The sequence below is a fragment of the Dictyobacter vulcani genome (assembly GCF_008974265.1).
Taxonomy (GTDB): domain Bacteria; phylum Chloroflexota; class Ktedonobacteria; order Ktedonobacterales; family Ktedonobacteraceae; genus Dictyobacter; species Dictyobacter vulcani.
Genome location: NZ_BKZW01000002.1, coordinates 34,900 through 49,030, shown reverse-complemented (window position 1 = coordinate 49,030; position 14,131 = coordinate 34,900). Strand labels below are relative to the sequence as shown.

9 protein-coding genes are annotated in these 14,131 nt (G+C 47.8%); 6 read left to right on the top strand and 3 right to left on the bottom strand.

Annotated features, from left to right (window positions below; all coding sequences use genetic code 11):
* Positions 1-67: 67 nt before the first annotated feature.
* Together KDW_RS18335 and KDW_RS18330 are read right to left on the bottom strand one after the other, a co-directional pair.
* Entirely contained in the window at positions 68-1,348 is a 1,281-nt protein-coding gene (locus tag KDW_RS18335; RefSeq protein WP_151757439.1) for a glycosyltransferase family 4 protein, read from the bottom strand.
* 229 nt (positions 1,349-1,577) lie between these two features.
* Positions 1,578-3,389, bottom strand: a complete 1,812-nt coding sequence (locus KDW_RS18330; RefSeq protein WP_198925361.1) for a glycosyl hydrolase family 8 — start codon at positions 3,387-3,389, stop codon at positions 1,578-1,580.
* A 394-nt stretch (positions 3,390-3,783) separates the two neighbouring features.
* On the opposite strand from KDW_RS18330, the gene KDW_RS18325 reads away from it, so the two are divergent.
* Both KDW_RS18325 and KDW_RS32295 read left to right on the top strand, forming a co-directional pair.
* Positions 3,784-4,317 (top strand): hypothetical protein, encoded by a 534-nt coding sequence (locus tag KDW_RS18325; RefSeq protein WP_151757437.1) that lies wholly within the window; start codon positions 3,784-3,786, stop codon positions 4,315-4,317.
* 166 nt (positions 4,318-4,483) lie between these two features.
* On the top strand, positions 4,484-5,317 hold the full coding sequence (locus KDW_RS32295; RefSeq protein WP_151757436.1) for a hypothetical protein: 834 nt from the start codon (positions 4,484-4,486) through the stop codon (positions 5,315-5,317).
* Between the two features lie 81 nt (positions 5,318-5,398).
* Here the strand turns inward: KDW_RS32295 and KDW_RS18315 are convergent, their stop codons facing one another.
* Positions 5,399-6,340 carry an HAD family hydrolase gene (locus tag KDW_RS18315; RefSeq protein WP_151757435.1) on the bottom strand — a complete coding sequence of 314 codons (942 nt, stop codon included), beginning with the start codon at positions 6,338-6,340 and terminating at the stop codon, positions 5,399-5,401.
* Positions 6,341-6,603: 263 nt separating this feature from the next.
* Between KDW_RS18315 and KDW_RS18310 the strand changes: the two genes are divergently transcribed.
* From KDW_RS18310 to KDW_RS31845, 4 genes are all read left to right on the top strand, one after another.
* Positions 6,604-7,551, top strand: a complete 948-nt coding sequence (locus KDW_RS18310) for an aminoglycoside phosphotransferase family protein (RefSeq protein WP_162005367.1) — start codon at positions 6,604-6,606, stop codon at positions 7,549-7,551.
* A 589-nt stretch (positions 7,552-8,140) separates the two neighbouring features.
* Positions 8,141-8,602 (top strand): YiiD C-terminal domain-containing protein, encoded by a 462-nt coding sequence (locus KDW_RS18300; protein ID WP_151757432.1) that lies wholly within the window; start codon positions 8,141-8,143, stop codon positions 8,600-8,602.
* A 692-nt stretch (positions 8,603-9,294) separates the two neighbouring features.
* Positions 9,295-13,392 (top strand): DUF6788 family protein, encoded by a 4,098-nt coding sequence (locus KDW_RS18295; RefSeq protein ID WP_151757431.1) that lies wholly within the window; start codon positions 9,295-9,297, stop codon positions 13,390-13,392.
* Positions 13,393-13,882: 490 nt separating this feature from the next.
* Positions 13,883-14,038: a hypothetical protein gene (locus KDW_RS31845; protein WP_162005366.1), complete on the top strand. Its 156-nt coding sequence runs from the start codon at positions 13,883-13,885 to the stop codon at positions 14,036-14,038.
* The last annotated feature ends 93 nt before the right edge of the window (positions 14,039-14,131 follow it).

Here is a 14,131-nt window from a genome sequence, read left to right as displayed (position 1 = left end):
TGTGTATCCGCTCTATCTTTTCTTATCTTTAGCTGTTGTGTGTATGGCGATGGAATATCAGCGCGTGTCATACCTTGCGAATCTGCTCGGTGTGCGGACTCTGTAAAAAAGATAAGAACGTTTTACTTTCCTGGCAATGAGCAATACCAGGCAAGGTATGATAGATGTGATTGAGTCTGGTGCTTGCGCTGTTCCAGCTAGCATGTTCAAGCACAAATTGCCTGCCTTGCTGGCCCAGTTTTCTGGCCAGCGCAGGATTGTTGAGTAGCGATAAAATGGCCTCTGCATAAGCCTGAGCTTCTGCAGCTTCTGCAGCCAGCAAATGTTGTCCTGGTATCGTCTGTAGCGCCTGACTACAGCGTATGGTTGTAACCACAGGAGTCGACATGGCCAGGGCCTCCAGTATTTTGAATTTGTTATCGGCAGCCACCAGAAAAGGTGCCAGCGCGACGGTCGCCTTTTCCAGCTGAGGACGTACATCGCTTCCCGCATCGGTAAGCGTAATTCTTGGATCGGCCGTCAGGGCTTGTACTGTGGTTGATGGCTTGCTACCAACAATCGTCAACGTAACCTCTGGTTTCTCCTGCCAGACGAGTGGCAGTATCAGGTGGCAGAAGTGTAACAGCGCTTGCGTAGCGGCCTCAGCTTCAAGGTCGGCATAGAAGACCAGTGAATTGGTTGTACTATGTGGTAAACGGCGCGTGAAATAATCCGTATCTACTTGATTGCCTACTACCGCCATCGCCGCTGAGTGGGCTACTATCTGCCCTAAACGATCCCGGTCTGTGGCACTGCCAATCAGCAATTGATCGAAGTTCTGTAGTTCATCGCGCTCAACGCGGCGTGTTTTTTGTAGTTCGCTATAGATATACAGCTTCTTGAGTGGATGCCTGGTCTTCTCTAGTTTTTGTTGAAGCGACCATGAGGCACAATCAACCGCGTCGTACACAATTGGTAGTGCGATATCCTTATGGAGTGTATTGAGGGCTGGAACTATATTTAGCAGTTCACCATGGATCACGTCAATTTTTTGCCGTCGCACAACTTCTTTAAGGCAATGGATAAAGGTGTCAGATTGATAATAGGCGAGTTCTAGTGGCAGGCTTTTTCGGCTTAACGAGGAGAGCAGCGCACGCAGACAATTGGTATATGCCAGCCGCTTTGATACTGTAACCAGATCGATTGAGGTACAATAATTCTCGATTTCTTTGACCAGCTCTAACTGATCTTGCTCTATGAGTGGGGAAACGAGAGAGATCTCATGTTCATGGGAGAGCGCTTTAAGGATATGGAACGAGCGTACACGTATAGGTGATGGTACATAAGGAGTAATAAATAGAATGCGCATAATAATCTCTCCTCCCTCTCAAAATAACTCCGCACCCCTACTCTCGGAGATGATAAAGTTGAGTGGTTCTGAAAATCTTCCCACTCAATTATTAGTCTTGCTCTATGCTCTTCACTTTCAGTATACGCTGGCAATTGTAATACTAAATCGATTTTCTTGAATGATTTTGGGCAATAAAAACAAGCAGCGAGCTTCGCGTCTGCAAAGCTCGCTGCTTGTTTTTGTCTGTTTATGGATGGATGGCAATCCGATCCAGATCGGGTCCGGTAGCGCTATCATTATAGAACTTGATCGAGTTATAGCCAGTTTGCATATGGACTTTTACTTGCGCTGTGCCGATGGTATTGGCATTGCCTTTACCTGGAAATGTAATCGTGACAGGCGAGCCATAGTTTAAGCTCATAGAGATCTGGCGTGGACTCGTATCAGCATTTATGTAATTAATGCTGAGGGTATAGTCGCCGGCAGCATCGACTTTGAAGCTATTAAAGAGCAATGTGCCTCCTTTGCCAATTCCTGTGATTTTTTGACCGCCTGAGCAGGCCGAACAGGCAACCGCTCTTGCTCCTCCAGACAGACTATTGGAGGCCAGTTCAGCTTCGACTGCTATCTGGCTGCCTGACGCTGGCGTGGGTGTCTGCTTCGGTGTATGCTTATCCACCGTTGCCGTTGGTGTCGCCTCGGGTGTGGTTGGTATTGGCTGTGGATTATTCTGCGCTTCACCCGGAGGAGCATAGATTCGGAAATTACCACTGACCTCAAGTAAGGCCAGGGTATATAGCATGCCATCATAGTAGCGCCATTTGCCACTCGGAACAGGTGTGTGCCAGAGGGCATCCACAAATTTCCAGGCCTGACTTTTAGTCGCCGCCAGACTGGCTACCGCATTCATGGCAACTAGTCCGGTTGAATGATCGCTGGAAAGTGGGGAGCCGCTCACGCTATACTGATTGGCATATGTTTTCATGCCCTCCTTCATAAAGAAGGATTGTAGGCGATCACTCTGCTCCTTCTGCCAGGGATCGGCGGCGAACCAGGAATAGTCGACGCCGATATTACTGGCCACGCGCCAGGCATCAAAGCGCAGATCACCATGTCCACCATCATTATGCGGCTGTCCCGTGAAGTCCGCGTAATCGGGCATTAGTCCAGTGTCCGGATTGGCTGCCGTCTTGAAAAATGCGCGACTGGTGTTGGCGGTATCGGCCCAGAATTGCTGATCCTCTTTGGACCACAGTGACCACAATTGATAATATGCGGGCAGATGATACGAAGGATCGGTAAAGGTGGCACCGTTGGCATAAGGCACAAAAACGACCTGTTTCTGTGTGGCATCAAACATATTGGTTACACTATTGATGGTCCCATGGTGCAACATATTATGCAGGATGCCTTGAGCTTCAGTCTGATAATTATAGATACCTGCACCATTACCCCAGCGGCCAGCGGCAAAAAATAGCGACATCGCAAACCATTCATCCCCATCAGAGGCCGCATTATGATCCATTACGGATCCGCTCGTGGTGCACTGCCAGGCAAAATAGCCTTTATGATCTCCACTATCGTGGTACATATATGTGCGCGCCCATTTCCACAGGCGATTGAACTCATCCTGTTTATTGAGCTGGACAGCGATCATCAAACCATATGACATACCCTCGGAGCGTACATCGCCATTGCCAATATCCTTAATATAGGCCATATCCGAACCAGCAGGATAATAGACGCGCTGGTCATCATCATTCCCATAGAATAATTGTTGCCAGACATTCTCCAGTTTCTGCTGGATCGTACTATTGCTATAACCCAGTTCCGCAAACAGATTGCGATAATGCCCACTCGCATAAGCGCCAGCCATGGGCGGATGAATAGTAGCATTCGTGTTCATCATTGCATCAGGATTAAAGATGTCAAATGTATCAAAATTATAAAGAGGATTTAAACTAGAGCTTATAACACTCGTTAGAATAAAGCATACGAGAATAATTTTGCCAATATTCAGAGCTCGGGACAGAAGCGATTTCTTATATATATACTGCATCCCCTCGCCTTTCAACCTGGATTCCATTCACGTGATTCACACATTCAAACCGAAGTATACTCTTCATCCCCACCTTTGTCACTCATTCCTCATGATGGTGGGCATCCGACGTACCGGCAGCACTGATCGCTGCGACCAGCACCAATATTTTTCGTTGAAGCGCTGCCGGTACGTCGGATGTCAAATCTGCATAGATTGTAATCTGGTTATCGAAAGATAAGAAAATGCTTAGAAAAAAGCAAATCAAGAAAAAAAGCTAAAGAATATAATCGATTTTTATCAATCTTACGTGGTATAATTAGTTACAAGATACTAAATACATTTAGCATCTCAAAAAACTTTATCGTCCGAAATTTTTTCAGATCTTTTTATTCAAGTGATAGGAGCTACAACAATGGAACCTGTTGTAAATCAGCCTGGTACAGGGAAGTTTGCGTTTCGTCAGGGCGCGATCTATGGTGTAGGTATTGGCGTTATTGGTGTTATCTGTAGCCTGCTGGATACTTTTACCCATCTTGGCTTTTTTGGCATCATCAGCTGGGTGGTCTGGCTGGTTGGTATCTGTGCCGTTGGCTTCCTGGTTGCACGTCAGACAGGCAAAGTATCAGCTGCTACGATTGCAGGGTTGGCCGCTGGCCTGATTAGCGGATTGATCGCTCTCATCTGGGGTCTTATTAGCCTCTTTACTGTGGGTGCTGCTACTATGCAGGATACTATCAATAAGGCAGCCGCTCAGGCACATACTTCAGCTGCAAATTTACAGAGTGCAATGGTTGCTGCTGCTATCATTGGTTTGGTATTGTATCTGGCTGTTCAGGTTGGTCTGGGTGCAGGTATCGGTGCTCTGGCAGGACTGGTTGGACGCAGTCAGGCTGCGAAAACCACAGCACCTGTGGATGGGCCTGTGAATACCCCTTACAACCAATAAATTGATCAGGTAATAAAACTGCGGTCATATTGCCAGTAAATCTCTGGTGATATGGCCTTTTTTCTTTTATAATAGACAAGACAAAATACTTGAATTACCAGTCTAAACTAAACAAAAGCATATTCACAATTTGAAATGCTACTCTGCTTTTAGCAAGGAGTATGGTATGCAACAGGGATATACTCCTCCGGATGGAGGAAAAATCTCATTTCGCTATGGTCTCATTTTTGGGTTGGGATTGTTTGTACTGGGTGCTATTGTTCTATGCATCAATACATTTTTACTTAATACGCCTGGTATTGCTTCCTTCGGTCTACTGGTAACCGGTCTTGACTGGTTGATTGTGTTGGGTATCTTCTTTCTTGTGGGGGTGCTGGTGGCGAGGAAGGCAGGCAAAGTTGGTTCGGCCACGATTGGTGGAGTGTGGGCTGCTATCTTTGATGGGGTGCCCTATGCCATTCTGGCCATAATCATCTTTTACTCGTATACTCTCAATCAAAACCTTGAGCATCTAACAACCAGTAGTTCATCTCGCACAATAGGACCAGAAGCTATGCGTTCGATTCTGGCTGCCAGTGGTCTCTTTGGCATTGTATTTGGGCTGCTGTTCACGATTGGCATTGGGGCAGGCATGGCCGCATTGGGCGGTTTATTAGGACGCTCTCTGTTTAATAAAGCTCACCCTAACCCTATGGCTGGTATGCCCTATCCAGGCCAACCTTTTGTGGGACAGCCATATCCACAGCCCGGGCAGCCACCGTATCCAGGACAGCAATATCCGCAGCCAGGGCAGCCACCGTATCCAGGCCAGCCATATCCACAGCCAGGGCAGCCACCATATCCGGGCCAACCATACCCGCAGCCGGGTCAGCCCTATGGGAGCCAGCCTTCATATCCAGGCTATCCTGCTCCTGGACAGCCCAATGAGACACCAGGAGCGCCGCAACCTGAGCGCGAACGGCCTCCGGTCAGCGATTATCCTCATCCGCCAGCAGAATAATGTGAGCTCAAAAAAATCAGAGGACACCTGTAGACGTGCTTTGCAGGTGTCCTCTGATTTTATGTTGAATAATATATTTATCTATGCGCTGGTATTGGTTATCTGTTCTGGCACGAATGAGAAGATGTGCTTAAAGTCATTTTTCATACTGATAATCTGCCAATCACGTTCCGTTGCGGTTTGCAGCGCTTTCTCGGCTCCATGCTCATAGGCAAATTCGCGTTCGGCATCATCATGATGGATCAGCAGCGGAAGAGTTGGGCGTTGTTGATCTTCGATATAGAGAAGCATATCCAGGTCACCATTAGAATTACCCACGGCCAGGATCGGTTGTCTGCCGATATGCAGATGGATATTGATGGCCTTACCCGCTCCTTCGTTGAATGGTTCCTGCATGCTTTTCTGTCTGACTAAAACTGGTCGCTCATCGTGCATCTCAAATTTGACCATGACCGCGCTACCGATCACTTTACTGCGTGGAATGCCATACATTTGCTCGGATACTTCACGCACAAAGTCGGTCTCCCCACCGGTGACGATATAGACCTGAAATTGATGTGCATGCAGATACTCGACCAGTTCCAGCATTGGTTTAAAGGCCAGTTCAGTAAAAGGTCGATTATAGAGTGGATGCTGTGTATCTTTAAAAAATGCCTGCACATTTTTAATATATTCTGCCTGTGGAATAGAAGCCACGGCCTCCAGAACTAATTGACCTATTTCTTGAATGCTTAAAGCTTTAAAATAGGCGCGATCATCTTCCCAAAAAGCTTTGAACGGTTGAACATGGCGTAACTCGGGATGCTGCTCGACCCGGGCATGGAAATATTTGATGATAAACATTTCCTGGACATATGAAGGCTTCTCGCACCAGAGGGTTCCGTCATTATCAAAGGCGGCAATACGTTCTGCCGGTGGCACATAGGCTGGATGCGTGCTGTCCGTGACTTGCTGAACGAAATTTATAATCGCAGTCCTGGTAGGACCATCCTGCCAGGACTGTAATGGTTCTGTAGTATGCATCGTATAAAATTGCCTCCTTGTGGCGCTAAAGTGCCGGCCAACATCTGGCTGACGACACCCATCCTCTAGTGTACCCTCTAATCAGGACAATTGAAAAGCCCTGTTGAGTAAGCGGCACATGCACTTGCTTTTATCAGCCACAAATGTACTTCGTCTACTTATTGGATGTAGACCATTAGTTTATTCATTGCTACTGGCTGAAAACATCGTCTATACTATCATTGGTAGTGCTGCATTTTGTTATCCATATGATGAGAAAATATATGCAAAACATACATACTATTCCACTGCCCTGGCGTCGTTATAGCTGGCAACTTCCCCTGGTGGCGGAGACGGTCCACTGGGATTTGTTGCGTCAATGGGGGCTCTCAGAAGTCTGGCGTATGACTACTCGTATGGGAGAGACATGGATTGCGAAGCGTAGTCATGGCTCCATGGCGATAGAATTGCCACTTTATCAAGAAGTGCTGGGACCGCTGCATGCTCCCCGCCCGCAACTCCATTCATACTGGCAGGCTGAAGCAGAGCAGTTGTTTATCTTAGAAGATGTAGGCCTGGAGACGCTTGAACAGCAGCCGGGTACCGCGCATTTCCTGGAGGCGGCACGCGTACTGGCCCGGCTGCGCTGTGCCTCTTTAGTACAACTGCAAAAGATACCACCAGCGCTGGCCGAGCAATATGGAGTGACGGCGGACTATTATATCCAGGCGCTCGACTATTTGTTGCAGCATGAAGAACTAGACACGGAAAAAAAGGCCATCCTGACCTCCGTATCTGCCTGGCTGCCCGCCCAGCTACAAGCACTCTATACCGACCTACCAGCCGTCCTGTGCCACAATGACTACCATGTCAAGAACCTGATCATTAGCGACGACACCCTGGTCCCGGTCGATTGGGCCATGGCATATATCAGTCCCTACCTGGGTGACATGTACAGCCTTGTCCATGCCGGAGCCTTTCGCAAAGTAGCGCCGGACCAGATCATCGCAGCCTACGAAAGCGAAGTCAGACACTGGTCACGTACCTACGACTGCATCCAGCCTATGCTCAGTCGTTCCCTCGACTGGCAAATCGCGCTTGGTGCCGTCTGCATCCTGATCACCAGTATCCGCTGGACACTTGCCGAAGCCATGTACGTCCTACCCGAATCCAAAAAATGGATTCCAGCCATGATACGCAACATCGAACAATACGCCCCCCAGGCCCACTAAATTCAACCCTTGCAATCAATGGCCTCCAGCAGGGGAGATAGTATGTACCGGCAGTGCTGGTCACTGCGATCAGCGCCAATACTTTTTGGTGAAGTCCTTTTGGGACTGCGAAAGACGTTGTACATAAAAGCAGCGAATCATACGCCGAGTGAGCGCCACACGCGGAGGCCGGCATGCGGCATGATCGTGGAGCGAGGGGCTCAACGAGCATCGCATGCCTGTGGCGCCTACACCGAGACGGATCCTGTTTCGTGATCCTCTCCGAAAAGGTACGGGGATGATCCACGCGCTCTCCCAGCACGTTGCAGAGCGAGCAGGCCACGGCACACACGATCCCTGTAGGCGCCACAGCACTGCGCGTCGTTCTTGCACGCTGGCCTGCGCAAACGCAGCAGTGCGGCCTCCGCGTGTGGCGCCCACTCGACGTACACCTTGCTTGCTCGTCACGTCGAACCATCTCTCAACGTCTCGCTAACCGAAAAGTATTGGCGACCAGCGCTGCCGGTACATTGAGGAGCTTGCTCATTTGATTAGCACCTTTAAAAAAGGTACACTGTATATATCAGTGTTTGATTGGGGGAGGAAGGCAATGGGCTTGATAACAGATCAATTACAGGAGCTACAGGCTCTACTTTATAAAGAAATACCGATTACCAAACATCTGCACCTGACCGTAGGAGCCTACAACGAGCACGCATTGCGCCTGGACGCTCCCCTGGCCGAAAATGTGAACCACGCTGGCACCGCCTTTGGTGGCAGCTTAAGTGCCCTGCTAACACTAGCCGGATGGAGCATGGCCTGGTTCGTACTCCAGGAAAGCAAATTATCCGGCGAAATAGTCATTCAAGACAGCTCATGCAAATACCTGAGACCCGTCAAACAAGACTTCTCTGCCATCTGCTATCGCCCACCCGCAGCCCAGATAATCCGCTTCGACAAAATGCTACGCACCCACAAAAAAGCACGCCTGGAACTGCAAGCCGAAATCCACGAAAGCAACACCTTATCCGTAACCTTCCAGGGCCGCTATGTAGTCTTCCTGCAAGACTAACCCATACCCAAAAACAACATTGCAAAAAGCTCCAGCCCCTGATAGTGCTAGTAACATTGCAACCCAAAGCGGGATTGTTAAGGGCGGCCGCCCTTAACCTGGGGCGCGGGGCTGCGCCCCGCCAATCCCCCCACCCCCGCCGCCGCAGGCGGCGAGGGGTGGGGGATATATATATCCCTTTTGTCATTCTTTGTTGATGAAATGTAATTGATACTATATGCTGACCTTATACCTTAACAAGCCATCAAAACATACCCGACGAAAGATAAATCCATACACTAAAAACACTCTCTGCATGAGTTGACTTGTTGAGAGTCTTTTTAATAGTGCTATGACCACTACTACATGTCTTTCTCGCACTATTTGAAAAAGACTCTCTTTTTATACCTTTTTTGTCCGCTTACATTGCATCAACGGCTTTAATTCGTTACAATTGTATGAACAGAAACCTTTCTTTGCTGGACAATGTTAATGAAATTTTAATGCAATTTTTCTGCAATGATGATGTTTTATTTAACAGGCTGTATACTTCCTTTTGGTAGCGATTTGATCTCGTGGGAGTATCGTTCGTCTTTGTAGTGATCATATTTTGCCCGTGATCATCCCTTTCACGAAAACAACCTTTTCAGTTAAGGGCCCGACCAGGTGGCGACATTTATTTAGCCTTAACTGAGAAGTCAGGAGTAGATGTGATGAATGATAAGGTTACGTATCATCAGCAGGTTAGTTATTGTGGAAAACCTCGTTGTAAGCGGTGCCGTGAAGGTGTTGGTCATGGTCCTTATTGGTATGCTTACCAGACTGTAGACGGGCGTACGACCCGTACATATATTGGCAAACATTTGCCGGCGGACAAAGAAGCGGAGCGCCTTGGCAATCAGCCAGCGGCGGCCGCCCAGGCGGCTGAAAAAGATCAGACGATGATCCGTATCTATACTCTGGGACAGTTTCGCCTGGAGCGCCGCGATCCACGTGATTCTCGGGATTGGCAGACGGTGACAGATTCGGCCTGGAAGCAGCAGCGTGTGCGGGCTCTGCTGGGCTGTCTGGTCAGTGTGGGCGGACGTAAGTTGGGTCGTGAGCAGTTGATGGATGCCCTCTGGCCAGAGCTAGATGCAGACATCGCTGGTGGTCGTCTGGATCGAGCGGTCTATAGTCTGCGTCAGGTATTTGAGCCAGGACGTAATCGTCTGGCGACCTCTCCTTTGCTGTTAACCGAGCGAGAAATATTATCGCTGGCTGATTCCTCAAAGATCTGGGTGGATGCGGATGTCTTTGAGCAGTTGATTACGAAAGCTCATGAGGCCAAAGATGAGCTGGATCCTGGCACCAAAGAGAATCTGCTGAAAGAGGCTGCGAACCTGTATGGCGAGGAGTTTTTGCCTGAAGATCAGCGCAATGAGTGGACACGTCTGCGCCGTGAGTCCTTGCAGCGTAGCTGGATCGGACTGTTACTGGAACTGGCTGACCTGATGATTAATCGCGATGCCCTGACGCTGGCGATTGAGCCTCTGGATAAATTGATATCGGTGGATCCCGCGAACGAGGCTGGTGTACAGCGCTTGATGATTGTGCTGGAGAAATTGGGCCGCCGTGGTGAGGCGTTGCGTGCGTATAAAAAACTGGCTGGAGTCTTGCAGAAAGAATATGGGATTACGCCGCTGCCAGATACGCGTAAGCTGTATGAAGATTTGTTCCGTGGTAACAATAAAGAAACGCCCGCGAACGATAGCTCCGTGGTGGATGATAAGGTGCGCGATCTGGCGAACCCGACGCTGGCAGTGAATGATGCCCCGGCCGTCCAGATTGGCCGTACCCATCAGAGTCCGCTGGTTGGACGCCAGCAGGAGCTGAATCAGTTGCGAGACCTGATTACCGCGACTGAGCAGACGGCGCGTTTCCGCCTGGGATCCCAGCGCCGTTCGACAGTGGCCAGCCTGGATCCTAATCGGCGGGCCCAATGTGTGCTGCTGATGGGGGATGTTGGTATCGGCAAGACGCGATTGGCCGAGGAATTGGGCCGGGACGCCAAGAAGAAAGGCTGGGCGGTCGCCTGGAGTCGTGTCTATGCGCAGGAAGGTAATATCCCATATCGCCTGTGGACCGAAGTGCTGCGTAAAGCTATGGACCAGGGAGTCTGGCAGCGCCAGGAAGTCAAGCGGCGGCCACTGGTCTTTCAGCCGCTTGGGACCCTGCTACCTGAGATCCATGATCTCTTATCCACCGTCAACTTCCCCTCCTCGCTCTCCCCGGAGCAGGAGCAGTTGCGTCTCTGGGAGGCTGCCCGTGAGCTGCTGACCCTGATTAGTGAGAGTACCCCGCTATTGATCGCGCTCGACGACCTGCAATGGGCCGATAGCAGTAGCTGTGAATTGCTCGCCTACCTGGCGCGCCGTACCTATGGTTATCCCATTGTGATCGTCGGTACCTGCCGTGAAAACGAATTAGAGCACAACAGCCCGCTCAAACCATTACTGACCGATCTACGCCGCGAGAACGCCGTAGAGACCATCTCGCTGGAACTCCTGAGCTCCGACCATATCACCTCGCTTGTCTCGCAGGTCTCGCATGCGCCTGAACCCATGATTGAAAAGATCACCAACCGTGCGGCCGGCAACCCCTTCTTCGCCGAAGAACTGGCCCGTAGCGTCGTCGAAAACCTGCCCTCGCTGGAAGCCCTGGCCAAAAGCGGCAACGACATCCTGCCCGACACCATCAACGCCGTACTGGCCCTGCGTATGGCGCGCCTCAGTGAACGCTGCCAGCAACTCCTCGGCAAAGCCGCCGTACTGGGCGGCTCCTTTGAATTCCAGGTCATCAGCGAAATGGAAGCCAGAGGCAACATCCAGGACAGCGAAGACCTCGTCCTTGAACTCCTCGAAGAAGCCCTCAACTCCGGCATGCTCACCGAAGAAGGCACCGGTACCAGAATCACCTACCACTTCTGGCACCCCCTGCTCTCCACCTACCTCTACGACCGCTCCTCAGCCGCCCGCCGTGCCAGCCAGCACCGCAAAGCCGCTGAAGTCCTCCGCAAGATGTATAAAAACCGCGAAGCTAAGGAGGCAGCCACCATTACCTATCATCTGGTAAAAGGTGGAGCGGATAACGAACTGATTGTTGAATACGCAGAGCTGGCGGGTAATTATGCATATGGAATTTCATCATATCCTGAAGCAGAGAAAAATTTTACGTTGGCTTTGAAATATTTAGAAAGCAGTTTTAACCATTCGGTTCATAGTACTGCTGAGAATAAGCATTTAATACGTCTTTTAGGCGTCCTTGGTGAGTGTATGAGCATACAGGGAAAGCCTAATGAAGCCCGTCAACTTTATGAGCGTATTTTAGCGATAAATTCTCTGGAGATGGAGAGTTACTCAAGTGATCAGTATTCTTATGAAACTCAATTTAACACATTAATTTGGGTTGAAATAGGAAAGGCTTGGTACAACATAGGTGATACTTCAAAAGCGCAGAATTGTTATTCCCAGGGTGAGCAAATGTTAATAGACGCTGATATTTTGGATGGTACTGCGCTGGCATATTTACGTTATCAGCAAAGCCATATTAAGTTGCGAGAAGGTGCTTATCAAGAAGCCTATAAATTAGCTCAAGAAGCCCTACAATTATTCGAGGGTAATGTGAATCTTCAACGTGATATTACTCAACATGAAGCCCACTCAAATCGTATAAGCCGTACCATTGCCGGTGATCCAGTTGATTTGGGTCGTATTTACATCTTACTAAGCAACATTGAAATTGCTACAGGTCGTTATGCAGAAGCTTTAGAGCATTTGAAAAAAGCTTTAGCTATTTCTGAGAGATATAATTGTGTCAGAGAGGTTGCCATTATTAGTTGTAATATGGGTGACTTGTATTTGAGGATTTCCGAACATTCTCAGGCACAAGTGGCTCTACGAAAATCTCTAAGCTTTGCTGAAAGGATGGGTGAATTTCCTCTCATTGCGTTTGTATTAGGAAACCAAGGAATGCTTTATACACGTATGGGTAATTTGGAAGAAGCAGAAAATGAATTTAAAAAGGCTATATCTACTGTCGAGAGCCTGCAAGACCCTTTATCTATGAGCTGGTGGTATACATGTTTATCTGGATCTTTACAAGCTCAAGATAAATTATCAGATGCTAAAAGTGCTTTGCTTTACTCTATGAAGTTAGTTCGAAGTAAACATATTACACCTTGTCTTGGTTTAGCTCTTGTTACGTTGGGTGAATTACGCCTTTGCCAAGCACAAAGTATGAGTTTAGATGGAGGTTCACCACTCTCAGAAAGAGATAGATTACTTCAGCGCGCGCAGAGGACTCTCCAGCATGCTCTTTTACAACGTAGCCTTGAATCAGAAACAAATATTGAAGGCCATATTGCACTCTCTCAAGTTTTTCTGCTATTAGGAGATTTGGGGCAATCCTATCAGCTGGCGAATCAAGCCTTGATTGAAGCTAAGAAATCTGAGTCCATCTGGTTAATAGTCAAAGCACAGTATATGTTAGGTGATATTTTTGCTACTAAGCAGCAAATTGACCTAGCTGAGCAATATTATGAGCAGGCACTAACTAGCGTACACAAAAATGATATGCGCTTAGAATACGGTCGTATATTACGTCAATATGGATTTTTGCTGTTACAAGAAAAAGATAAGAATGGAAGTAGACATAAAAAAGGACTTGCTTACATAGAAGAAGCGAATAGGATATTTGAAGCTGCAAATGCGATTATTGATTTAAAAATTTATAAAAATGAAATTTTTAAGTTTAGCTTGGTAAATCGATGAAGGTGTAGATTACTAGAAAATATAATTATGTGGCGTTTAGAGGAAATAGGATGAATTTCTAATAGCAATTATATTTCTTGCAAAAGGGAAATAATAAATCCTTCTTGCAACTGATATGTTATAACATACCAGTTTTTTGCGACCTCCATACAAAAATAGTACCTCCCCACCAAATTGGTATCCACACCTTTGCTTTTGATGACCTCCATCGAAACAAGCAATCTCTTTCTCCCATTTACTAGAGAACTAATCACGTGAATTATGGACAAAATAGACCATGATTTGCACTAAAACCATGTATATTTTAAGCATCAAGTAACGACTGATAAAGAGAGTTGCTTAGATCGTTACAATTAGCTTTCACTCTATCTGATCTAGTAGAGGATAGAAGTAAACCCAGGTTTGTTAGAATACTTAATTGTGGTTAACTCATCATTAGTATTCCTGAGTGCTTGGAATACATTGTTTTACAAATTGAAAGGATACTCCCATGATGCTCGCTCTTCGCAACAAACAAATGCTCGCTTTGGCCATTATGATTGTGCTAACCCTTTTAGTTGTTGCTTTTTTTGTTCTTAGTTTTGCTCATATTAACCTTTGGCAAGCAATACATGTTTCTCCAAATGCCTTTTATCCATATAACTAAAGAGCAAGGGTATAAGCATGTTAATACATCCTTTTGGGCTGTAAAAAGCATGACAGGTTAACCACTTGAAATTAGATTAAATGAAAGGGGTGT